This is a genomic window from Amycolatopsis solani (genome assembly GCF_033441515.1).
Taxonomy (GTDB): Bacteria; Actinomycetota; Actinomycetes; order Mycobacteriales; family Pseudonocardiaceae; genus Amycolatopsis; species Amycolatopsis solani.
The window spans coordinates 3,781,504-3,804,237 of the sequence record NZ_JAWQJT010000001.1 but is presented as its reverse complement, the minus strand read 5'-3'; the positions used below and the strand labels follow the sequence as shown (position 1 = coordinate 3,804,237).

Genomic DNA, 22,734 nt, shown 5'->3' with positions numbered 1-22,734 from the left:
AGGGCGAACGCACAAGGACTCTGGTGGGCGGTTCACTGGCCGTTGCGGCCCCGCTCTGTCACATTCGGATAGAAGCCCGGAGTTCGGCCGTCCACCGACCCGCGCGGCACGAACTGGGGAGCGCGAGGACGCATTGATGATGCTGGAGGCCTGCCATGTACTCCGAACAGCGGCGAACCAACGAGCCGGACCGAGGTGGTGTCCGCTTCACCGTGCTGGGGCCGCTGGAAGTGCTGCGCGGGGGAACGGATTTCGCCCCGACGACCCCGAAGGTGCTGGCACTGCTGGCCGTGCTCGTGATGCGACCGGGGAAGATGGTACACATCGACACCCTGATCCGGGAGCTCTGGTCGGACAACCCGCCGCGGACGGTCCGGACCACGCTGCACACCTACGTCTACCACCTCCGCCGGTGCATCGACCAGAACGAGCTCGCGGCCGACGGTGAGAAGATGTTGACCACCAAGCAATCGGGTTACACCTTCCACATCGACCCGGCCCAGGTGGACACCCACGACTTCACCCGGCTGCAGCAGATCGGCCACGAGCACCAGGACGCCGGCGACCACTCGGCCGCCGCGGACGCCTACCGGGCGGCGCTGGACCTCTGGTCCGGCACCCCGTTCGCGAACGTCCACTGTGGACCGGTGCTGTCCGCCTACCGGACCGAGCTGCTGGAGCAGCGGCGCAGCGTGCTGCACCTGCGGATCGAAGCGGAGATCATCGGCGGGCGGCACCGCGAGCTGATCGGCGAGCTGCGCTCGCTGACCACCGGCAGCCCGCTCGACGAAGCCCTGCACGGGCAGCTGATGCGTGCGCTCGGCCGCAGTGGACGGCGGTCCGACGCGATGACCGTCTACCGCAGACTCCGGTCCCGGCTGGCCGGCGAGCTGGGCGTCGAACCGTGCGACGACCTGCAGATCCTGCACCGGGAACTGATCTCCGAAGGCGACCACCGCTGATCCGCCCAGACTTCCCCGGCACCCGCCGAACCGTCGGATCGCCCGAGAAAGAAGTGAGGAACGTTCGATGCCCACTGCACAAACCCGTGCCTACGGCCAGTTCTGCGGCGTCGCCCGCGCGCTCGAGCTCATCGGCGAGCGCTGGTCGCTGCTGATCATCCGCGATCTGGTGCTCGGCGCGAAGCGCTACGACGAGCTGCAGGCCGGCCTGCCGAAGATCCCGCCGTCCATCCTGTCGGCCCGGCTCAACGAGCTGGAGGCGACCGGCGTGATCCGCCGCCGCGTCCGCGCCGAGCTCGAGGCGGGCCTGGTCTACGAGCTGACCCAGTACGGCAGCGAGCTCGACCACATTCTGCTCGACCTCGGCCTGTGGGGTGCCCGCTCGCTGCACGCCCCCGGCGCCGACGACGTGTTCACCCTGGACGCGGCGATCCTGTCGCTGTACACGACGTTCCGCGCCGAGTGCGCGGAAGGCGTCCAGATCAACTTCGAGATCCGCTACGACGACCGCATGATCGTGCACGCCCTCGTCGAGGACGGCGCGGTCAAGGTCGGCGAGGGCCGGTTCGCGGGTGCCGACCTGGTCATCAAGGCCGTGCACGGCGCGGCGCTGCTGGACCTGATGAGCGGCCAGCTCCCCGCGCCGACGGCACTGCGCTCGGGCAAGATCGCGATCGAGGGCGAGCTGTCCGACCTGGAGCTGTTCGGCCGGCTGTTCCACGTCCCGGCGGCCCCGGAGCCGGCGACCGGCATCGTGGTCCGCTGACGTCCACATCGGACACCGCCGGCCCGCCCCGATGCCGTGAATGACTCATTCCTGTCGCCGGACGACAGGAATGAGTCATTCACTACATCCCGGGGCCGAGCCGCGCCGCTTTCGCTTGCAGGTAACGGCGTTCCGGGTCGCTCTCGGTCCGCTTCGCCGCCCGCAGGTAGAACTCCCGTGCCTCCGCCGCGCGGCCCGCGTCCTCCAGCAGGTGCGCGCGGACCGCGTCGGCCCGGTGCGCCACGTCGACGCCGTCGAGCAGCTCCAGCGCGGCTTCCGGGCCCGACACCTGCGCGACGGCCACCGCCCGGTTCACCGTGACCACCGGGCCCGGCATCAGCTCGCCCAGCACGCCGTAGAGCTCGACGATCTGCGGCCAATCCGTCGTTTCCGTACTCGGCGCTTCGTCGTGCAGCGCCGCGATCGCCGCCTGGACCTGGTACGGCCCGATCGGGCCGCGGCCGAGCACCGCACGGACCAGCTCGACGCCCTCCGCGATCATCGCCGCGTCCCAGCGGCCGCGGTCCTGCTCCGGCAGCGGGACCAGCTCGCCCTCCGGGCCGGTGCGCGCCGCCCGCCGCGCGTCCGTCAGCAGCATCAGCGCCAGCAGCCCGGCGACTTCGCCTTCGCCCGGGAGCAGGGCGCGCACCGCGCGCGTCAGCCGGATCGCCTCCGCCGCGAGCTCGACGCGCAGCAGGTGCTCCCCCGACGTCGCCGTGTACCCCTCGTTGAAGATCAGGTACAGCACCTGGAGCACCACGCGCAACCGCTCCGGAAAGTCCGCGGGCGACGGTTCGCTGAACGTCGAGCCCGCCGCCGCGATGCTCTCCTTCGCCCGGGTGATCCGGCGCGCCATGGTCGCCTCGGGCACCAGGAACGCGCTCGCGATCTGCGCCGTGGTCAGGCCGCCGACCGCGCGCAGCGTCAGCGCGACCTGCGACGGCGGCGAAACCGCCGGGTGGCAGCACAGGAACAGCAGCGACAGCGTGTCATCGGACTCGGCGGGCCGCTCCTCCCCGGGACCGGCGACGACGGCGGCCGGCTCGCGCACAGCGACCGTCTCTTCGCGACGGCGACGGGCGCTTTCGCTGCGCCAGAGGTCGGTGAGCCGCCGGGTGGCGACCGTGACGAGCCAGCTGCGCGGGTGGTCCGGCACCCCGTCGACCGGCCACTGCTCGCTCGCCGCGAGCAGGGCCTCCTGCACGGCGTCCTCGCAGGCGTCGAACTGGCCGTACTTGCGGACGAGCACGCCCAGCACCTGCGGCACCAGCGGCCGCAGGACCTCGGCGACGCCGCTCACGCCATGGGGACTTCGGTTTCGGCGTCGGCGAAGAAGACGACCTCGCGCACTTCGATGCCGAGGCCGTCGACGGCGGCGTCGGGGATCAGCGCCGCGAGCTCGACGGCGCGGTCCTTGCTCGCGCACTCCACGAGGTAGTAGCCGGCGAGGAATTCCTTCGATTCCAGGAACGGCCCGTCGGTGACCGCGGGCAGGCCCGAGCGCACCCGCACGACGGAGCTGTCGGCGACCGCGCCGAGCGCCTGCGTGCTGATCATCTCGCCGGATTCCCTGATCGTGCGGATGAAATCCTGGTGCCCGGTCATGATGGTGTCCATCTCGGCCTCGGACAGGTTCGCCATCACGTCGGGGTTCAGGTACATCGCCAGCAGGTACTTCACGCCCGCTCCCTTCGTCCGTGCGGATGAACATAGCCGAGGCGGACGTCGCAACCGCGGAGTGGAGCCCCCGCGAGCCCGCCTGCCAGCCTGGACCCGGGCAGTCCCGGACCCCAGGAGGGCGGCACCGATGGCCGACGTGTTCACGGACCTGCAGACCGAGACGGAGGCGCTGGCCGAGCTGGCCGAACGCCACGGGTACGGTCCCGGCCCGAACATCACCGGGCACTTCGCCCGGTTGACGTCGACCGCGCGGCTGGTCCGGCTCAGCGTCGAAAACCCGGGCGCCTTCGGCGTCACCCCGCAGATCTCCTACGACTCGCTCGACGAGGCCATCCTGATCTGGCTGATCGAGCAGCGGAAGGCCAACGCGCTGCTGGCCTCGGCCCCACCGGAGCCGGAGCTGCCGTGGAGCGACGGCCCCCTGCGCCCGTCGGTCCTCGCCGCGGCCGTGCTGACCGAGGTCTTCGCCGGCGGCCAGGACATCGCCGACCTGTTCGGCGTCCACCCCCAGCGTGACGACGCCATCGGCCACGTCGCGTACTACGGCGTCCGGACCAGGGATCGGGCCTACCGGCGCCACCAGGAGACGCCGCCCGCGAAGCCGTTCCGCTTCGAGCTGACCGCCCCGTCGGGAACGCGCTGGGACTTCGGCCCGGAGAACGCGACCGACCGCGTGAGCGGACCGGCGGAGGACTTCTGCCTGCTGGTGACCGGCCGCCGGTTCGCCGAAGAGCTGGACCTGACGTTCACCGGGCGCCACACCGCCGAATGGCTGGAACTGCTGGAGAGCTGACCGCCGTCACTCGAACGGGGCAGGGTCACCGGCGCCGACGCGCAGGATCTCCGCCTCGCCCGAGGAGAAGTCCACCACGGTCGTCGGCTCGACCCCGCAGTCCCCCGAGTCGAGGACCGCTTCGAGCTGGTTGTCCAGCTCTTCCTTGATCTCCCAGCCCTGCGTCATCGGCTCGCCCTCGCCGGGCAGCAGCAGCGTGCTCGACAGCAGCGGTTCACCGAGCTCGGCGAGCAGCGCCTGGGTGACGCGGTGGTTCGGGATGCGCACGCCGACGGTCTTCTTCTTCTCGTGCATCAGCCGCCGCGGCACCTCCTTCGTGGCGGGCAGGATGAACGTGTAGCTGCCGGGGGTCGCCGCCTTGATCGCGCGGAAGACCGCGTTGTCGACGATGACGAACTGCCCGAGCTGCGCGAAGTCCTGGCAGACCAGCGTGAAGTGGTGCCGGTGGTCCAGCTTGCGGATGCTGCGGATCCGGTCGAGCCCGTCCCGGTTCCCCGGCCGGCACCCGAGCGCGAAGCACGAGTCGGTCGGGTAGGCGATCAGCCCGTCGCCGCGGAGGATTTCGACGACCTGGCCCAGCGACCGCTTCTGCGGGTTCTCCGGGTGCAGGTCGAAATAGCGTGCCATGGGCCGAGCCTAGGGTCGCCGGCCCACACCGGCACGGCGGGCCCGCTCCACCCGGCACGCGTTCGGCCCCGCGGGACGCCACACCCCGCACGCCGGGTGGTCGCTTACCGGTCGAGGGGGTCGCGAATGACTCATTCGGGACCACCGAAGCCCCCAATGACTCATTCGCGACCCCCACCACCGACCAGCACCCCGCGCAAGCCCGCCACGCCCGGCCGCAGCCACCACACCCCGCGCGCCCAGGTGGCACCTCGCCAAGCCCAGGGTCGCGAATGACTCATTCGGGACCACCGAAGCCCCCAATGACTCATTCGCGACCCCCACCACCGACCAGCACCCCGCACCCGACCCCCGCGACACCACACCCCGCACGCCCGGCGCCCCCTCGCCAAACGTCGTGAATGACTCATTCCTGTCGTCCGACGACAGGAATGAGTCATTCACGTCATCCGGAGCCGGAGCCCGCAGCCGCGCCCGACCAAGCGAGCAGCGACACGCGGGTCCGCGTCTCCTAAGGTGCGGTTCCCCGCCCGAACGCTGGGCTCCCGCACCGGCACCGGCTCACAATCCGCTGTGGGACCACAGCCAGGGAGGACGAGTCATGACGGAGCTGACCGTGCCGGAGCTGGATCGCCCCCGCGTCGTCGCCGGGGCCGAGTACCTGTTCGAGGGGGCGCGGGGCCGGGTTTCGCTGGCCGGGCTGTTCGGCGGTCACCAGCGCCTGGCCGTGCACCACCCGATGGCCGACCACAGCGGACCCGCCGACCTGGTACCGACCGCCGACGTCGCGGCCGCGCTGGACGATCCCGGCCTGCTGCTGGTGCTGGTGTCCCGCGCGCCCTACGCCAAGGTCGAGCAGTACCGGCGGCACCTCGGCTGGGACGTCGCCGCGTTCTCGGCCGCGGGCACCCGGTTCACCGACGACTTCCCGGCGACCCGGCACATCCCCGGGGCCGCGGGTGGCGACTCGTGGGACGACGACGAGTCCGGGCTGAGCTTCTTCCGGCTGGCACAGGGTTCGGTCCTGCACACCGGGTCCGTCGCGGTGCCCCGCCTCGACTTCCTCGGGCTGCTCGCGCACGCCTTCGGGTTCCCGCCCGCACCGGGCGGCCGCTGAGCGTCCGTCCACTCCGTTTCCCGGCGTCCGAACGGCCGCCGGGACCGTTCTGCGCGCTTTCGCACCGTTTTCGGCGCGCTCCCGTGAGTTAGGATCTACCGCACGCCATGCACACCGCGTCCAGGTTCCGGCCTCCCGAGCGGACCGGCCGCCGCGCAGACTCCGGGGGGTCCGCACTGATGTCTCCGGTCGCCGCACTCGAGCCCCCCACCGGGCGCTCAGCGACCGCCGAACCGCGCGGGACCACCGCGGCGGACCGGCGTCCACGGCTGGCCACCTACCTGGCCGCGGCCATCGTCGTCGTGGTCGTCGCCGGGTTCGGCGTGGTCGGCGTGGTGAACCTGCTGCCGACGTCGGTCGACGGCCTGCACGCGGTCTACGCGATCGCCGCCGTCGCCGGGCTGCTCGCGATCCAGCTGCTGTGGTTCAGCCGCCCCGGGGCCCAGCTCGACTCGGCGACCAGCCGGGTCCTGCTCGGCGTCATGGTCGTGCTGGCCTACCTGCCCATCCTGACCTTCGGCGTCTACTGGGCGGACATGCCGGACTTCGTCGGCGGCGCGGCCCTGCTCGTGCTGCCGCCCCGGTGGGCCTGGCCCACGCTCACCGCGGTCTGCCTCAGCGTCGTCTTCGTCTACTGGTTCTTCGACGCCCCGCCGCTGTCGGCGATCTACAACGGGCTCGCGGCCGCCTTCTACAGCTTCCTGTTCTACCTGCTGGCCCGGCTCGTCCGGCTGGTCAACGAACTGCACCAGGCCCGCACCGAACTGGCCCAGCGCGCGGTCGCCGAGCAGCGCCTCGCCTTCGCCCGCGACCTGCACGACCTGCTCGGGCTGAGCCTGTCCGCGATCGCGCTCAAGGGCGAGCTGGTGCACCGCCTGATGCGCAAGTCCGCCGACCGCGCCAAAGCCGAGCTCGCCGAGATCACCGCCACCGCGCAGCGCACGCTCTCCGACGTCCGGGCCGTCTCCCACGGCTACCGGGAGCTTTCGCTGGAAAAGGAGTCGCGGACGGCCGAGACGCTGCTGTCGGCCTCCGACATCGCCGTGCAGATCCACCTCGACCAGGGCGACCTGCCCGTCCAGGCCCGCACGCTGCTCGCCCGGGTGCTGCGCGAAGGGGTCACGAACGTCCTGCGCTACAGCGAAGTCGAGCACTGCGAGATCGACGTCCGCCACCACGACGGCAAGGTCACCCTCGAAATCGTCAACGACGGGGTCACCGCGGACGAGGCGGCGCTCGCCCCGGACAGCAAGCTGACCGCCCTGCCCGACGAGGTCGCCGCGCTCGGCGGCACGGCCACCGTGAAGGCCGGCGCGGACGGCCGGTTCCGGCTGCGCGTCGAGCTCCCGGTGGCCGACCGGACCGTGCGACCTACCGCGCCCGAAACGAAGCGGTCGGCGAGCGAGTCGAAGCGGATCCGCTGGCTGCTGCCGGCGTGCATGGCCATCATGGGGTGCGGCGCGACCGTGCACGTGCTCCAGCTGACCACCCAGGCGTGGGAGGTGGCGCTGGTCGTCGGCTGCGTGGTGGCGTTGCTGGCCCTGCAGTTCTCGTACTTCAACCGGCCCGCGACGCAGCTGCGGTCGGGCCAGAGCTACGGCATGCTCTTCGTCCAGGTCTGCCTGACCTACCTGCCGCTGCTGCCGCTGGGCGCGAACTGGGTCAGCGTGCCCGGGCTGCTGATCGGCAGCGGGCTGCTGGTCCTGCCGCCGGTGGCGGGCTGGGCGTTCTTCGCGGTGAACATCGCCGCCTACGCGGAGATCCAGCGGTTCTCCGGCGCGGACATCACCTCCACGGTCTTCTACACCGCCGCGACCGTGATGACGGGGCTGGCGGTGTTCGGGCTGCTGTGGCTGGTGCGGCTGGTGACCGAGCTCGACAACACCCGCCGCCGGCTGGCCGAGATGGCGCTGGCCGAAGAGCGGCTGCGGTTCGCCCGCGACCTGCACGACCTGCTCGGCATGAGCCTGTCCGCGATCGCGCTGAAGAGCGAGCTGACCGCGCGGGTGCTGCCACTGGACCGCGGCCGCGCCGCCGAGGAGCTGACCGAAGTCCTCGGCCTGACGCGGCAGGCCCTCTCCGACGTCCGGTCGGTCGCCAGCGGCTACCGCGAGCTGTCCCTCGACAGCGAGTCCCGCACGGCGAAGTCCGTGCTGGTGGCCGCCGACGTGCGGGTGCGGATGGAGATGCTCGAGGACGAGCTGCCGATGCCGGTGCGGACGGTGCTGGCCGTCGTCCTGCGCGAAGGCGTCACGAACGTCCTGCGGCACAGCCGGGTGGAGAGCTGCGAGATCGCCATGCGCCGCACGGACAACGGGATCTGCCTCGACATCGTCAACGACGGCGTCGAGCGCAACGGCGACGGGCCCCGCCCCGCGAGCCGCGAGACCGAGGAGGCCGCGGTACCGGAAGAACCCGGCCCCGCGGTGCCCGAACCGCGGCGCCCGCGGGCCGTCGCGGCGCCGCGGGACACCTCGCCGGGCAGCGGGATCGGCAACCTGTCGCACCGGGTCGCCGACCTCGGCGGCGAACTCACCGCCGGGGTCGAGCCGGACGGCCGCTTCCGGTTGCGCGCGGTCGTACCGGTCTGAACCACGGAAATACTGGTCTGTACCTTTTCCCCGGACCGCGGGCGGTCAGAGCCAGCCGGACTCCTCGGCGATGCGGATGGCGTCGACCCGGTTGCGGGCGTTGAGCTTCGCGACGACGGTCGTCAGGTAGTTCCGGACCGTGCCGGCCGAGAGGTACAGGCGCGCGGCGACTTCGACGGTCCCGTAGCCCTGCGCGGTCATCCGCAGCACGTCGAGCTCGCGGCCGGTGAGCGGGCAGTCCACCGTGTCCCAGGCGGCGAGCGCCAGGTCGCCGTCGACCATGCGGCGGCCGGCGAGGACCCCGCGCACGGCGTTGGCCAGCTTGTCGGGCGGCGCGTCCTTCAGCAGGAAACCGCCCACTTTGGCGTCCAGGGCGCGCCGGAGCGTCCCCGGCCTACCCAGGCTGGTCAGGATGAGGGTCCGGCACTCCGGGAGCTGTTCGTGCAGCTCACCGGCCGCGGTGAGACCGTCCTTGCCCGGCAGGTCGATGTCGATGACCGCCACCTGCGCCTGCTTCGCCTTGGCGGTGGGCAGGATCTCCAGCCCCGACGCGACCTCCGCGACGACCTCGATGTCGGGCTCCAGCCGCAGCAGGGCGACCAGCGCGCCCCGCACGATGTGCATGTCCTCGGCAACCAGCACTCTGATCACGGGTGCCTCCGCACTCACGATTCCCCAGAAGCTCAGTTAAACATTCTGCTTGACGAATCGGTTGCACCATTCGGGCACCACTTTGCCGCCGCCGCCGCGGAAATACACCGGCACTGGTAAGCGCCAGGTTAAAAATGCCGCGTCGCGACCGGACGGCTACCGGCCGTGACGAGCGGACCGGCGGTACGGTTGGAAAGTCCCCCGCCGGCGACTGTGGACACTCGGGCCCTCCACATGCGACGAGCCGGTCGCGCCGGACGCGGGAGGCATCCGCCGGGACCGGCTCGGCACCGTCAGGAACAGGGCAAACACTCCTCAGGCCGCTTCGAGGAGGTCCATGTTGCAGATGGTGCCCATGACGGGGCGGACGTCGGCGCCGCGGTTGCTCCACTGCTCGAAGCGGTCGATGGCCAGATCGGTCACGGTCTTCTCGAACTCGATTCCCATATCGGCGAAAAGCGCGCGGACGTCAGCAGAAACCTGTGCGGACATTTTTGCTCCCAGTGGCGAAGATGATTGCTTCACGTGCCATAAATCGTCGCCGACGGACGCAACGACAGCCAGTGCCCGCATCATCGGGGCGCTGTGGCTTACACATGGTCCGTGCGGTTCCGGGGAGAGGGCCGAACGGCCTAACAAGAAGTCGAAAGAGGAGCGGATCACGCCGATTTCGTGACCAAGCGCGGTCAGTCGACTGCGCTTTGCCATCACCTTCACGGGTGACGCATGCCCGGCACACCCCGGCTACCCCCGCCGGAGCCGCGCAAACGGGGCATGTGCAAAACGCATGTCGACCACCGGCGAAATCCACGTCGACCGGTGCACAGAGCACTTAAGAAGTAGACGCCAACGGATCTACAGTTTTAGCCGAAATCAATTCCCGCACCGGGTGCCTTCGCCGGGAAGGCGATCGGGCGGCACTCCTCGACCGGAGGGACGGCCCACCATGGATGAGATCGTCCGGCAAGCCGTGGCACGAGCCATCGTGACCATGCGAGACAACCTGGGCGAGCGGCTCACGATCGACGACCTCGCCCGCGCGGCCATGTTCAGCAAGTTCCACTTCACCCGCGTGTTCCTGCGGGTCACCGGGCTCTCGCCCGGCCGGTTCCTCTCGGCCCTGCGGCTGGCGGAGGCGAAACGCCTGCTCGCGACCACCGTCATCTCGGTGGCCGACATCAGCCACCAGGTCGGGTACAACAGCGTCGGCACCTTCAGCGCGCGGTTCAGCGGCAGCGTCGGCGTCTCGCCGTCCGGTTACCGCCAGCTGCACGGCATGGCGCCGCGGATCGCCGACCGGCAGGCCGAGCCGGGTTCGGGCGCCACCGTGCGCGGGCAGCTGCGCCTCTCCTCGCCGGCCGACGTCGGGCCGGTGTTCATCGGGCTCTTCAGCGCCCGCATCGCCGAGGGCACCCCCGCCCGGCACGTGGTCGTGCCCGGTCCCGGGCCATACGCGCTGGCAGACGTGCCGCTCGGGTCATGGTACGTGCTGACGCACGCGTTCGGGACCTGCGCGCTGGACGGCAACCAGGCGTTGCGGCCGTTCACCGGCCTCACCGGGCCGGTGCACATCCAGCGCGGCGTCACGGCGAGCCTGGCCGACGTGCGGCTGCGCCCGCGCCACGGCTTCGACCCGCCGGTCCTGCTGGCCCTGCCCGACCTGCGCCAGGCCGCCGTTTCGCGGTCGCTGGCGAGCTGAAGGACGAACTGGGGAGTCGCCGCCCCGCCGGGTCCGGGGGCGGCGTGATCGACTGGGGAGCACCCGCGGCCGTTCGGCCCAAGCTGCCGTCATCGGCCGCGGGATTGCGGGCACGTGCCTATCTCGGGTAAGTGCGCAGGAATTGAGGGGCATTCTCCCGCGGTGCGCGATCGGGGTTTCACTTCCGGGAAACTCCGGCGATGCCGGGCAATGGCGTACAATTACCGTTCGGAGTCGTCGGACTGGGGTGCGAGGTACCGTCGTGATCAAGGTGTTGCTGGCCGAGGACATGCACATGGTCCGCGGCGCGCTCGTCGCCTTGCTGAACCTCGAATCCGACATCGAGGTCGTCGCCGAGGTGTCCACGGGGGATCAGATCCTGCCCGCCGCGAAGTCGGCCCAGCCCGACGTCGCGATCATCGACATCGACCTGCCGGGCAAGGACGGCCTGTCCGCCGCGATCGAAATCCACGAGAGCCTGCCGGACGTCCACACGCTGATCCTGACCAGCCTCGGCCGGCCGGGCACGGTGCGCCGGGCGCTGGACGCCAAGGTGAACGGCTTCCTGCTCAAGGACTCGCCGTCGGACAAGCTGGCGAACGCGGTCCGGTCGGTCGCGATCGGACGCCGGGTCATCGACAGCGAACTGGCGCTCGCCGCCTGGGAAACCGACGACTGCCCGCTGACCCCGCGCGAGATCGAGATCCTCTCGCTGGCGGCACGCGGGCGCACGGTCGCCGACATCGCGTCCGAGCTGTTCCTGTCCGCCGGAACGGTCCGCAACTACCTGGCCGCCGTGGTGACGAAGCTGAACGCCCGCAACCGGGTCCACGCCATCCGCATCGCCACCGAAGCCGAGTGGCTCTGACCACCCCGGTCCCGGAAAGCGCTTTCGCCCGCCCGCTCGCCCGCTCTCCCCGAGCGCCCCAATGTGGCCTTCGGTGCGTCTGACGCACCGAAGGCCGCCTTGGGTGCGTCTGACGCAACCAAGGCCACATTGGGGCGCTTGGGGCGGAGCGGAGGCGGCGAAGCGAGCGAAGCGGCGGAGCGGGCGTTAGCTTGCGCGGGGGCGTTCCTGCCGTAGCGAGCCGACCGGGATGGCCACCAGCAGGCGGTGGGTGCCGTCCGGGCCCACCTCCGTGGTCAGCGTGCCGTTCATCGCCTCGACGCGGTCGCCCAGGTTGCGCAGGCCCGCGCCCGAGCCCTCGCCGCTGCCCGCGCCGTTCGCGCCGTCGTTGACGATCTCCAGCCAGGCCGTGCCGTCCTCGGTGCTCACCGAGAACGCGCACCAGCTCGCGGTGCTGTGGCGCACCACGTTCGTCACCCCTTCGCGCAGCACCGTCCCCAGCGTCGTGGCCACCGGCGGGGGCAGCTCGCCGATGCCGGACCGGGCGACCGTCACGCGGGTGCCCGCCGCGCTCAGGACGTCCGCCGCCGCGCGGCACTCGTCGTCCAGCGACAGCTCGCGGTAGCCCGCCGCGATCGTGCGGACGTCGGCCAGCGCGCGCCGGGACATCACGAGCAGTTCGGCCAGTTCCGCCTTGGCCAGCTCCGGCTTCCCGGGCACGAGGCGATCCACGAGTTCACCCTTGAGGGTGATGGCCGAAAGGCTCAATCCCAGCAGGTCGTGGAGGTCTCGGGAGAAGCGCATGCGTTCCTCGGCGATGGTCCGGCGCTTCAGCTCGCAGACCTCCCGCGCCCGGCCGGCGACCACCCGCGCGGCCGTCCCGAGCCCGAACAGCGACAGCGCCGCCACGCCGGCCGACACCGCACCCCCGACTCCCGCGTCGAACAGGCCTGCAGGCCAGCCTGGCACCGCCGAAACGATCCCCGCGACGACGCACGCGAGCAGCGCCCAGGGAACCGCTCTGGCCGGCGGGGACACCAGCAGCAGGCCGCCGGCGAAGAACCCGCTCGCGGTGCTCCACGGCTCGCCCAGCCACAGCAACGGCCCGAACCCCAGCGTGGCCTGCACGGTCAGGGCCAGCCACGGGCGCCGGGCGCGGCCGCGGGCGAACCAGCGCAGGTGCCCGGCCACCAGCCCCGCCGCACACGCCAGCGCGACCGGCCGCAGGAACCACGCTTCGGCACCGGTGAGCACGGGCAGGACAGCGAGCAACGCCACGCCGGCGGCGGCCGCGGCCTGCGCGCCGAGCACGAGCGCGCGGGAGTCCCGCCGCTCGTCCGCGAGCGGCGCGGCCCGCCTCCGAAAGCGCAGCCCGCGCACCCGCACCGGATAAACCACGGCCCCTCCCGCGTCACCCCGCACCCCAGTGTCACCAAGGTAACAGGGCGAACCCCCGGATTCAGGGGTCAACCGACCCCGGGGAAGTCGAGGACGCACTCGCCGACGCTCACTTCGGCGGGCCACTCCAGCTTCAGCGACCGGTCGACGCGGTCGCCGGCGTCGACCGGCACGGCGTGCGCGGCGAGCCCCATCGCCTTCGCCGTGAGGTACAGGACCTGCTGGAGCGCGCCGACGTGCAGCAGCGTCGTCGCGTACGCGGCGCTGCCGAGCACCCACGCGATCCGCGACATCCGCGCGGTCATCGTCAGCAGCACCGACGGCCGGCGGTGGCTGCCGGCGCCGATCATGGCCAGGTCCAGCATGCCGTCCAGGGCCACCGCGTCGTCGTTGATGAGCGTCAGCGTGTGCCACAGCGGGTCGTAGTGGTAGATCCCGCGGCCGAGCCCCGCGCACCGGTTGACGGCGACGTAGATTTCGAGCTCGTACAGGCAGGCGACGCTGAAGTACGGCCGCTGGGACGCCTCGTGGCCGGGCCCGCCGGGCAGGTAGGTCGGCCCGATCGACCGGACCCGCGCGGCGCGGAAGAGGAACTCCCCGATCTGCTCGGCCGACAACGCGCGTTCGGTGACCTCGGGGCACACGTGGTCTTCTTCGAGCAACGTGCTCAGCGTCGGGTCGGTCGCCTTGAGCACCGCCGGGTCCGGGCGGTGCAACGGGAAGGTCGGGCCCGCGCTGATCTGCTTGACCACCGGCGGCTCGGCGCCGGTCCGGCGTGGCCCCGGTTCCGACGGCCCGCCCTTCTGCCACGTCCGGCTGCGCGCGTGGAACATCAGGTCGTCGGGTGACCAGGGGGCGAGGTCGTCGTCGCCGTCTTCGGCGAACTCCGCCCAGTCGTCGGCCGCCAGCACCACGCCGGCCGCCACCAGGAACGCCGCGATGTCGGCCACCACCGCTTCGGCCAGCCCGGTGGTCTCGGCGACCTGGGCGACGGTGACCGGCCGGGCCAGCGACGACGCCACCGTCACGGCCGGCGGGCGCAGCAGCGCGACCCGGTAGCGGGCGCGGGGCGACTCGAGCAGCAGCCCGCCGCTGTCCGGCCGCATCGCCGAGAACCGCGAAAGCTTGATGAGCCTGCCGGGCGGCACCGGATCGGTCGAGAAGACCGGGAACTGCGTCACCGGGATCGCCGACAGCAGCGGCCCGCGGCCGTCGTTGAGCGCCAGCGAGTGCACGACCGAGCCCGACAGCCGGTTGAGGGCCTTGCGCAGCGCGCCCGCCCAGGCTTCGGCGCCACCGGCCGCCGACGAGGCGAGGTTGCCCATCGAGACCGGGCCGAGCACCATCCGGCCCAGTGACTCGCGGACCGGGCCGGGAATGCCCGCCAGTTCGTACTCACCCCACCAGGTGATCGCGACGATCGTGTCGTCGTCCCCCGCCTCCAGCAGGGTGTCTTCGGTGAGGGACCAGAGCCGGACGGTGTCCGGGATCCCCTCCGGGCGGTCTGCAGGCAAGGCCAAACTCCTCAAGCGGACAACGAACAACGAGCTCCCGCACGGGGGCGCTCACAGGAACATCGGGAACGGGTTGAGCCGCTCGTAGGGGGTCGGCGCCGCCAGCCTGCCCAGCGCGACCGGGACGTCGAAGAGCCGGCCGGGCGCGAACCGGGCCCAGAACGGGCGCAGGCCGGGGACGAGCACCTTGACCACGGGGATGCCGACGTCGGGGCGGGTCTGGTCGAGCACCAGCAGTTCCAGGCCGGCGCGGTCGAACACCCGGCCCAGCGCTTCGACGTCGTCGCGGACGTCGGGCCGGTTGACGAACGGGAAGTCCGCGGCGGTCCGCATCCGCTCCCCTGCGGCCGGCCGCAGGTACGGCTGGTTCGCGACGGTCGCGTAGGCGAGCCAGCGCCGCGCGTCCGGGTCGTCGAGCCCGTGCCCCGACTGGTGCACCACCGGCAGCATCTGGTTGAGCTCGGTCACCGCGCGGCGCACCGCGATCCGCGGGTCGAGGTGCGCGCCGAAGCCCATCATGATGTCTTCGTGCGGGCCGTCGGTCCGCCGCGAAAGCGCGACGGTCACCGGGATCCCCAGGTCGGCGGTCACGTCGAGGACCCACATCTCCCGGCCGATCGCCGCGTAGTTGCCCGCCATCTCCTCCAGCCACGCGTCGGAGAAGGACGCGAGGTCGACGCCCGGCACGGGGGTGCGGTTGTACCACCACAGCGCCACGGCGTCGCGTTCGACGAGCTCGAGCGCGCCCTGCAGGATCGCGTCCTCCAGGCTGCTGCCCGCCGCCGCGCCGTTCGAGTCGGCGCGCACCCCGGCCGTCGCGCTCTCCCGCGGCGTCCCGTAGTACAGGTAGGACGTCGGCAGGAGCCGACGGCGGCCGGACGTCGACCACACCGGCGTCCAGTCGGTGCGGGCCGCCGGGTCGAACGGCTCGGGGACGTGCTGGAAGTCCGCGTGCGCGCGGTTCCAGGCGGCGCGGTCGGCGTACTGCCGTCCGGCGAACAGCATGCAGTCGTTGGGGTGGACGGCTTGCTCGCCCAGCTCCTCGTAGGAGCCGCGGATGCGCAGCTCGTCGCCCTGGTAGTTGCCCGAGAACCGTTCCGCCGCCTCGCAGAGCGCGCTGACCTCGGCGTCGAGCGGGCTGACGCCCTTGCCGCCGTTCTCGCAGCGCAGCCCGGCGCGCAGCGCGGCCATCCCGGTGATGCCGCGGGCGACGTTGGGCCCGGAGCGGTAGGCGTTGGCGAACGGCGGCGCGGCCGGGTCCGGCTGGATCTCCTTGATGATCCCGGTGACCGGGCTGATCAGGTGCCGGTGCCGTTCGAGCATCTGCGACGGCGTCGCCGTGCGGTGCCCGCCGCCCCCGGTGGTCGCCTTCTTCGCCGGTTGCAGCGTCACCGGGCGGACCGAGCGCCACGCGACCTGCCACGGGTCGCCGCAGCCGGGGCACTGCGGGCGGCGGCGCAGTTCGTGGAGCCTGCCCTGCAGGTCCAGGGTGTCGAGCGTCCACACGCACTGCTGGCCGTGGTAGCGGTACCCGGCCACCCACTTGGCGGCCTCCAGCGCGACGAGGTGTGCCGCGGCCGAGGTGAGCGGCGGCAACGCCGGCATCGGGCGGCGGGCCGGGCCGGCGTGGCCCAGCTCCTCCTGCACGCACGCTTCGGCGTGCCGGTGGCCCCACAGCCGGTGGGTCAGGCAGTGCCAGCAGGCCCCGGCCGGCTGCAGCACCGGGCCGATCCACACCTGGGCCCCGAACGGGCGCGCCAGCAGCCACGGCCGCCCGGCCCGCCGGTGCTCGGCGTCGACCACGGCCAGCCGCGGGTCGAGGTAGTCGGCGCACAGCACGACCGACAGGTCGGCGGAGCCGGCGGCGGTGCGCACCACCCCGAGCCCGGCACCGGCCAGTGCCCGCTCGACCGCACCCGGGTCGACGCCGTCGGCGCTGTCGCCGACCGCGGTCAGCCGCACGGTGCCCTGCCGTGCGGCGACGAGGTCGGCGTCCACACCGCACGCGTCCCAATAGGCCAGTGCGCGTTCGTCACCGAGCCGGTCTTCGTCGCTCTGGCTGCGCAACGTCACCAGCCCGGCGTCGACCAGCTGCGCCAGCAGCGCGGCGACCTCTTCCGGTGCCATCCCGCCGGGCCGGTCACGGAGCAGCCCGTCGAGGTCGTGCGTACCGTCCAGCAACGCCGCGAGCGACTCGATCTTCGCCCCGCGCATCGCGATCACGCCCTGTTCGGAGAACAGGTACGCGCCCTTGCCCGCCCTGACCTCGGCCCGCAGGTGGCGCCGGAAGGCCGGGGCCCGCGCCGGCACCGCGCCGCCGTCTTCCGGGACCCGTGCGTTGACCGCTGTCGTGCGCATGGGTTCTCCTGCCGGTAGCCGGATGGAGCGGGACGAGAATCTGAATCCTGCTCCACCCGAGGTCTACTCAGCCAGTGCGGCAAACACGGAGAAGTCATGCGAAACGCATGGGTTGACATGGGAAACGCACGGTGGGCCGGTGCGGGACTCACTGGCCGCGCACGGCGCTCAACCGTCACCGTAGACAGCGACGCCCGCGGCGGAACGGTGCGTCACGGGGCACCGTAACCGACCTCGCGGCCCTGCGCGATTCGGGGGTGGTGCCCGGTCTGGCACCCCGACACAAGTGAGGACCCGAGTATGCCTACCTCTGCTCGCACCTACGGACAGTTCTGCGGCCTGGCCCGGGCGCTCGAGATCGTCGGCGAGCGCTGGTCGCTGCTCGTCGTCCGTGACCTCATGCTCGGGCCGAAGCGGTTCACCGATCTCCAGCGCACCCTGCCCCGCATCCCGGTGAGCATCCTGACTTCGCGGCTCAACGAGCTCGAAGAGTCGGGTGTGGTCCGCCGCCGGGTGCTCTCGCAGCTGGACGCGGGCGTCGTCTACGAGCTCACCGAGTACGGCACCGAGCTCGACCACATCGTGCTCGACCTCGGCCTGTGGGGCTCGCGGTCGCTGACCTACCCGAAGCCGGACGAGGTCTTCACGCTCGACACCGCGATCATCTCGCTCTACACGACCTTCCAGGAGGAGGCCGCCTCGGGCGTGCACGTCAACTACGAGCTGCACCACCCGGGCGACATGGTCGTGCACGCGATGGTCGACGACGGCGCGCTCAAGGCGTCCGCGGGCGCGCTGCCCGCCGCCGACCTGGTGATCGAGCCGCAGGGGCCGGCGCTGCTGGACCTGCTGAACGGCAACCTCTCGGCGCCGGACGCGATCGCCAGCGGCAAGGTCCGCGTCGAGGGCGACCCGGCGCACCTGGACCTGTTCACCCGCCTGTTCCGCGTCCCGCCGGCGCCGGACCGCCCGACCGGTCTCGTCGCGCACTGACCGGGTGCGCGCCGCCGGCCCCGCCCGCGGCGCGCAATCGGCCCATCGGCGTGGTTTCCCTGGTGGAATGCGCAATCCGGAGTAACGGATATCGCCCCGCGGACGGCTATCGTCGACGCACACCTTCGCCTTCGGAAGACCTGGGGTTCGCATGTCGACGTCCGAAATCGCCCGGCCGACCGGGTTCTTGGGCGGCCTCAACAGCCGCTACCACAACCGCGCGCTGGCGGTGTTCATGCTGATCGTGCTGGCCCACTGGGCCGAGCACATCGTCCAGGCCGTCCAGATCTACGGCTTCGGCTGGCCGACCTCGAAAGCCCGCGGCGTGCTCGGCATGCCGTTCCCGTGGCTGATCTCGCAGGAATGGCTGCACTACGGCTACGCGCTGGTCATGCTGGTCTTCCTGTGGGTCCTGCGGCACGGGTTCGCCGGCCGGTCGCGGCAGTGGTGGAACCTCGCGCTGGGCATCCAGTTCTGGCACCACATCGAGCACCTGCTGCTGTTCATCCAGGCGCAGAGCGGCTGGCGGCTGGCCGGGCAGAAGGTGCCCACCAGCATCATCCAGCTGCTGGTGCCGCGGGTGGAGCTGCACCTGTTCTACAACACGATCGTCACCATCCCGATGATCGTCGCGGTCATCCTGCACCGGCGCGCCTCGGCCGCCGAGCGCGAGATCACCGGCTGCTACTGCGGCGCGCCGAGGCGGCCCGAGCTCGCCGCGTCGTGAAGCGCGCGCTGGCCCTGCTGGCCTTCCTCGCCGGCTGGCTGCTGCTCAGCGCCACCCCCGCTTCGGCGCACGTCGAAGTCGTTTCGTCGACCCCCGGGGACGGCGCCCGCCTGAGCGCGGCGCCGCCGGCGGTGTCGGTCACCCTCTCGGAGAACATCGGGATCCAGCCCGGGTCCATCAAGGTCGTCGACCTCGCGGGGAACCAGGTCGACGCGGGACCGGTGTTCCAGCCCGGCGAGGACCCCGAGCAGGTCGCCGTGAAGCTGCGGCCGGACGTCCCCGACGGCAGCTACCTGGTCGAATACGCGTTCGTCTCGGCCGACTCGCACCCGGTCCGCGGCACGTTCGCGTTCGTGGTCGGCACCGGCCCGCTGGTGACGTCGGCGGGCGCGGTGTCCGCGGCCACCGGCACCGACGGCGTCGTCGACGCGGCCTCGACGTCGGTGCGCTGGCTGGCCTACCTCGGCGTCGTCCTCCTCGGCGGCGCGGCGTTCCTGGTCCTGTGCCGCCCGGCCGGCCGCACCGACCGCCGGGCCCGCCGCCTGCTCACCGCCGGCGCGGGCCTGGTCGCGGCGGCCACCGTGGCGGCGTTCGTGCTCCAGGGCCCGTACGCGGCCGGGCGGGGCATCGGCGCGGTGTCCGACACGGGGCTGCTGGCGGACACACTGCGCGTCGCGTACGGGAAGCTGCTGCTGCTCCGGCTGGCGGCGGTGGCCGTGCTGGTGTTCCTGCTGCCCCGGCTGCTGCGGCCCGGGCAGCCGGACAAGCTGCGGGCCCGCTACGAGAACCTGACGATGGTGACGGGCTTCGTCGTCCTGCTGACGTTCTCGGCCACCGGCCACCCGGTGACGGACCCGGTCATGTTCGTCTCGGTCACCGCGGACCTGGTGCACTTCGGCGCGATCGCGGTCTGGGCGGGCGGCCTGGTCCAGCTGGCCCTGTGCCTGTACCGCCCGGCCCCGGGCGAAGACCTGGTCCCGGTCGCGGCGCGGTTTTCCCGCATCGCGGCGGGCGCGGTGACGGCGGTCGCGATCAGCGGCGCGGTACTGGCGTTGCGGATCATGCCGACGCTGTCCGCGCTGTGGACCACCGAGTTCGGCCTGCTGGTGCTGCTGAAGATCGCCGGGCTGGCGGCGCTGCTGGCGGTGGCGAGCCGGTCGCGGGCGGCGGTGCGGCGCAGCGTGGGCGAACCGCCCGAAGGGACCACGAAAACGGTCACCCTCCGCCGCCTGCGCGGCGCGGTGGCGGTGGAGGTCCTGCTCAGCGTGGTGGTCCTGGCCCTGGCGGCGCTCCTGACGGTCACCCCGCCCGGCGGATGACGTGAATGACTCATTCCTGTCGTCCGACGACAGGAATGAGTCATTCACTACGTTCGGGCGCGCTCAAACCCCAGGTCGGAGCGGTGGCGAGAACGGGCCCCACGTGAACGCGGGCAGCCAGCGCGCCGGCGCCGCGCTCCAGTCCAGGGCCGCGAGCTGGCCCAGCGACCGACGTCCGGCCAGCGCCCGGTACAGCTCGTGGGCCGGGGCGGTCACCGAGATCCCGGGCCGGCCCGGGCCCGCCGTCCACGCCGAGCCACCCGTCGTGCGAAGCCGGACCGGCGGCAGGCCGCGGCCGGCGACCGAACCCGAAAAGCCGCGGACCAGCACGTCGAAGCTCGGCGCCCACGCCAGGTGTTCCACCGGCGGCGGGACGCCGAGGGCCGCGCGCAGGTCCAGCTCGTGCGTGTAGGCGTCCATGACCAGCACTTCACCGCTGCGCCCGCCCGCTTCGGCGAGGCGCCGGTCGAGTTCGTCGCCGATCTCGTCCCAGCGGTCGAGCAGCTCGGGGACCTCCAGCGGCCCTTCACGCGGGGGCAGCACCCCGCCGTGCCGCGCGAACACGCCCTCGGCCTTCTCCAGGACGTGGCCGACCAGGTCCGTGACGGTCCACTTCGGACACGCCGGGACCGGGCGGCGGTGCGTGCCGGGCCGCCCGTCGAGCAGCGCGCGGATGTGGCGCCGCACCTCCGGGTACCCCACGAAGTCCGGCGCCGGGACCGGCCGGGTCGCTGTCACGCGCTCACCTCACCCTGGCACGATCGGTCCTGTCGACCCAGTATCCCCTGGTGACGGCTTCGCGGTTCTCCCCGCGTGCCGTCGGCCGAAGCGAACAGGAGGTCACGACCTTGTCCACACTGTGGTCCACGTCGGCGCAGTGGGAGCTGCTGCCGCCGGTGCTGCTCGCCCTCGTGCTGAGCGTCGCCATCGGGCTCGAGCGCGAGGCGGGCATGAAGGCCGCCGGGCTGCGGACGCACAGCCTGGTCGGCGTCGGGTCCGCCGTGTTCATGCTGGTGTCGAAGTACGGCTTCGCCGACCTGCTCGGCCTCGACCACGTCTCGCTGGACCCGTCGCGGATCGCCGCGCAGATCGTGTCCGGCATCGGCTTCATCGGCGGCGGCCTGATCTTCGTCCGCCGCGACGCGGTCCGCGGCCTGACCACGGCGGCGACGATCTGGGTCACCGCCGCGATCGGCACGGCGTGCGGCGCCGGGCTGCCGGTGCTCGCCGTCGGCACGACGATCGCGCACTTCGTGGTGACCCGCGGCTTCCCACCGCTGCAGCGGTTCGTCGCGCGCCACCGCCGGGAGCCGCCGGTCCTGCAGCTGAGCTACCTCGACGGCCACGGCGTGCTGCGCGCGGCGCTGGCCACGTGCACCGGGCGGGGCTGGTCGGTGCACCACGTCGACGTCGACCACGAGTCGCTTTCCGAGGAGGGACAACGGATCGCGGTCGTCACCCTGCGCCTCGACGGCCGCGGTGATCTCTACGACCTCGCCGCCGAACTCGCCGAGCTGCCCGGCGTGCGCAGCACGTCCACCGGCGCCGGCGAACCGCTCGACGAATGATCGCCCGCCCGGGCAGCGCGCTGCGGCGGGTTTGCGGCACACTGGGGTGACACCGGATTCCCCGGCCACGCAAGGAAAAGGTGCGGCCGAGGAAAAACCATCCAATTCGGAGGTGAGGCATGGCCCCCGGCGGCGGCGAGGACGTGGCACGGTTCGACCTGGCGTGGCGCGGGTTCAACCGCGCACAGGTCAAGGAATACGTCGACTGGGCCGAGGCCGAGATCCGCAGGCTCACCGCCGAACGCGACGCCGCCCGGCGGCGCGGAGCCGAGCTCGCGGAGCAGAACGGTGAACTCCGCGTGAAGATCGACCGGATCAGCCGCACCCCGATCGCCCCGGACGCCCTCCAGGAGCGCTCGCGCCGGATGATCGAGCTGACCCGCGAAGAGGCGACCGAAATCACCGCGCAGGCAACGGAAACCGCGGCGCGCATCGTCCGCGAGGCGGAGGCCGAGGCCGTCCGGCTGACGGCGGAGGAACGCCGCCTGGTGGCCGAGGCGGAGGCCGAGCGCGACCGCCACCGCGCCGAGCACGAAGAACTGATCCGCGCGGCCGAGCAGCGCCGCCGCGACCTCGACGAAGCGGCCGCGCACCGCCGAGCCGAGCTGGAAGAGGACCACAAGCGCGCGATGACGATCCGCCGCGCGGAGGCGATGCGCGAGCTGGCAGCGCAGGACGAGGCAGCCCGCGCGAAGGCGGATCAGCTGGTAGCCGAGGCGGCCCAGCGCGGCGAAGCGATGGTCGGCGCGGCCGAACGCGAGGTCGCGGCACTGAACGAGGTCCGCGACAAGCTGCACGCGAGCCTGACGGGCTGCCGAACCCTCCTGACAGAGGCGGCGGTGGCCCTGGACGACCGCCCGGCCCCGTTCGACCCGGAAGCGACGTTGCCGATGCCGATGTCGAAGAGAGTCCCGGTCCAGCGCCGCTCACCAGCGGACAACCTCGCCGACCCGGTCAGCTGACGTTGGCTTGGGCTTGGGCGGTGGGGTCGCGAATGACTCATTCGCGACTCCACCCAACCCGCGCCCGGCCAGCCCGCACTACCACGCCGCGCAACAAGCCACCCGCGGCAGCGTCGCCAATGACTCATTGGGGACCTCCCACGCCTCCAATGACCCATTCGC

The 22,734-nt window shown here is 72.1% G+C and carries 21 protein-coding genes; 12 read left to right on the top strand and 9 right to left on the bottom strand.

Translation table 11 applies throughout. The features are described from left to right. The first annotated feature begins 155 nt into the window (after window positions 1-155). Window positions 156-962 carry an AfsR/SARP family transcriptional regulator gene (locus SD460_RS18095; protein WP_290056286.1) on the top strand — a complete coding sequence of 269 codons (807 nt, stop codon included), beginning with the start codon at window positions 156-158 and terminating at the stop codon, window positions 960-962. A gap of 67 nt (window positions 963-1,029) precedes the next feature. After that, window positions 1,030-1,728: a winged helix-turn-helix transcriptional regulator gene (locus SD460_RS18090; RefSeq protein ID WP_290056285.1), complete on the top strand. Its 699-nt coding sequence runs from the start codon at window positions 1,030-1,032 to the stop codon at window positions 1,726-1,728. An 82-nt stretch (window positions 1,729-1,810) separates the two neighbouring features. On the opposite strand, the gene SD460_RS18085 is transcribed toward SD460_RS18090, so the two are convergent. Then, on the bottom strand, window positions 1,811-3,028 hold the full coding sequence (locus SD460_RS18085) for an RNA polymerase sigma factor (protein WP_290056284.1): 1,218 nt from the start codon (window positions 3,026-3,028) through the stop codon (window positions 1,811-1,813). After that, window positions 3,025-3,408, bottom strand: a complete 384-nt coding sequence (locus SD460_RS18080) for a YciI family protein (protein ID WP_290056282.1) — start codon at window positions 3,406-3,408, stop codon at window positions 3,025-3,027. The genes SD460_RS18085 and SD460_RS18080 overlap by 4 nt, the downstream gene beginning before the upstream one ends. A gap of 127 nt (window positions 3,409-3,535) precedes the next feature. Between SD460_RS18080 and SD460_RS18075 the strand changes: the two genes are divergently transcribed. After that, entirely contained in the window at window positions 3,536-4,201 is a 666-nt protein-coding gene (locus tag SD460_RS18075) for a maleylpyruvate isomerase family mycothiol-dependent enzyme (RefSeq protein WP_290056281.1), read from the top strand. A 6-nt stretch (window positions 4,202-4,207) separates the two neighbouring features. On the opposite strand, the gene SD460_RS18070 is transcribed toward SD460_RS18075, so the two are convergent. Beyond that, window positions 4,208-4,828, bottom strand: a complete 621-nt coding sequence (locus tag SD460_RS18070) for an L-threonylcarbamoyladenylate synthase (RefSeq protein ID WP_290056279.1) — start codon at window positions 4,826-4,828, stop codon at window positions 4,208-4,210. A gap of 601 nt (window positions 4,829-5,429) precedes the next feature. On the opposite strand from SD460_RS18070, the gene SD460_RS18065 reads away from it, so the two are divergent. Both SD460_RS18065 and SD460_RS18060 read left to right on the top strand, forming a co-directional pair. Continuing rightward, on the top strand, window positions 5,430-5,945 hold the full coding sequence (locus tag SD460_RS18065; protein ID WP_290060675.1) for a DUF899 family protein: 516 nt from the start codon (window positions 5,430-5,432) through the stop codon (window positions 5,943-5,945). 179 nt (window positions 5,946-6,124) lie between these two features. Further along, window positions 6,125-8,536, top strand: a complete 2,412-nt coding sequence (locus SD460_RS18060) for a sensor histidine kinase (protein ID WP_318306405.1) — start codon at window positions 6,125-6,127, stop codon at window positions 8,534-8,536. A 45-nt stretch (window positions 8,537-8,581) separates the two neighbouring features. On the opposite strand, the gene SD460_RS18055 is transcribed toward SD460_RS18060, so the two are convergent. Together SD460_RS18055 and SD460_RS18050 are read right to left on the bottom strand one after the other, a co-directional pair. Further along, window positions 8,582-9,187, bottom strand: coding sequence for a response regulator transcription factor (locus SD460_RS18055; protein WP_086860969.1), 606 nt, complete (start codon window positions 9,185-9,187; stop codon window positions 8,582-8,584). 315 nt (window positions 9,188-9,502) lie between these two features. Further along, window positions 9,503-9,904 carry a hypothetical protein gene (locus tag SD460_RS18050; protein WP_290060677.1) on the bottom strand — a complete coding sequence of 134 codons (402 nt, stop codon included), beginning with the start codon at window positions 9,902-9,904 and terminating at the stop codon, window positions 9,503-9,505. A 229-nt stretch (window positions 9,905-10,133) separates the two neighbouring features. Here SD460_RS18050 and SD460_RS18045 point away from each other — a divergent pair, with 229 nt between their 5' ends. Then, window positions 10,134-10,886 carry a helix-turn-helix domain-containing protein gene (locus tag SD460_RS18045; RefSeq protein ID WP_290060679.1) on the top strand — a complete coding sequence of 251 codons (753 nt, stop codon included), beginning with the start codon at window positions 10,134-10,136 and terminating at the stop codon, window positions 10,884-10,886. 262 nt (window positions 10,887-11,148) lie between these two features. Beyond that, on the top strand, window positions 11,149-11,754 hold the full coding sequence (locus SD460_RS18040; protein WP_290060681.1) for a response regulator transcription factor: 606 nt from the start codon (window positions 11,149-11,151) through the stop codon (window positions 11,752-11,754). 186 nt (window positions 11,755-11,940) lie between these two features. Here SD460_RS18040 and SD460_RS18035 read toward each other — a convergent pair whose 3' ends face one another. From SD460_RS18035 to SD460_RS18025, 3 genes are all read right to left on the bottom strand, one after another. Then, complete coding sequence (locus SD460_RS18035; RefSeq protein WP_318306404.1) at window positions 11,941-13,131, bottom strand: sensor histidine kinase; 1,191 nt, start codon at window positions 13,129-13,131, stop codon at window positions 11,941-11,943. 68 nt (window positions 13,132-13,199) lie between these two features. Continuing rightward, on the bottom strand, window positions 13,200-14,645 hold the full coding sequence (locus tag SD460_RS18030) for a SagB/ThcOx family dehydrogenase (RefSeq protein ID WP_290060685.1): 1,446 nt from the start codon (window positions 14,643-14,645) through the stop codon (window positions 13,200-13,202). Between the two features lie 51 nt (window positions 14,646-14,696). Beyond that, entirely contained in the window at window positions 14,697-17,003 is a 2,307-nt protein-coding gene (locus SD460_RS18025; protein ID WP_318306403.1) for a TOMM precursor leader peptide-binding protein, read from the bottom strand. 300 nt (window positions 17,004-17,303) lie between these two features. Here SD460_RS18025 and SD460_RS18020 point away from each other — a divergent pair, with 300 nt between their 5' ends. The 3 genes from SD460_RS18020 to SD460_RS18010 all read left to right on the top strand — a co-directional run bounded on the left by SD460_RS18020 (window position 17,304) and on the right by SD460_RS18010 (window position 20,042). Then, window positions 17,304-17,996, top strand: a complete 693-nt coding sequence (locus SD460_RS18020; RefSeq protein WP_290060690.1) for a winged helix-turn-helix transcriptional regulator — start codon at window positions 17,304-17,306, stop codon at window positions 17,994-17,996. A gap of 151 nt (window positions 17,997-18,147) precedes the next feature. Next, a complete protein-coding gene (locus tag SD460_RS18015) occupies window positions 18,148-18,723 on the top strand; it encodes a hypothetical protein (RefSeq protein WP_290060692.1) in 576 nt (191 codons plus the stop codon). After that, a complete protein-coding gene (locus SD460_RS18010) occupies window positions 18,720-20,042 on the top strand; it encodes a copper resistance CopC/CopD family protein (RefSeq protein ID WP_318306402.1) in 1,323 nt (440 codons plus the stop codon). Before SD460_RS18015 ends, SD460_RS18010 begins: the two co-directional genes overlap by 4 nt. A gap of 63 nt (window positions 20,043-20,105) precedes the next feature. On the opposite strand, the gene SD460_RS18005 is transcribed toward SD460_RS18010, so the two are convergent. Further along, window positions 20,106-20,780, bottom strand: coding sequence for a maleylpyruvate isomerase family mycothiol-dependent enzyme (locus tag SD460_RS18005; protein WP_318306401.1), 675 nt, complete (start codon window positions 20,778-20,780; stop codon window positions 20,106-20,108). A gap of 110 nt (window positions 20,781-20,890) precedes the next feature. On the opposite strand from SD460_RS18005, the gene SD460_RS18000 reads away from it, so the two are divergent. Then, window positions 20,891-21,610: an MgtC/SapB family protein gene (locus SD460_RS18000; protein WP_318306572.1), complete on the top strand. Its 720-nt coding sequence runs from the start codon at window positions 20,891-20,893 to the stop codon at window positions 21,608-21,610. A gap of 119 nt (window positions 21,611-21,729) precedes the next feature. Beyond that, window positions 21,730-22,572, top strand: coding sequence for a DivIVA domain-containing protein (locus tag SD460_RS17995; RefSeq protein WP_290062914.1), 843 nt, complete (start codon window positions 21,730-21,732; stop codon window positions 22,570-22,572). Window positions 22,573-22,734: the final 162 nt, after the last annotated feature.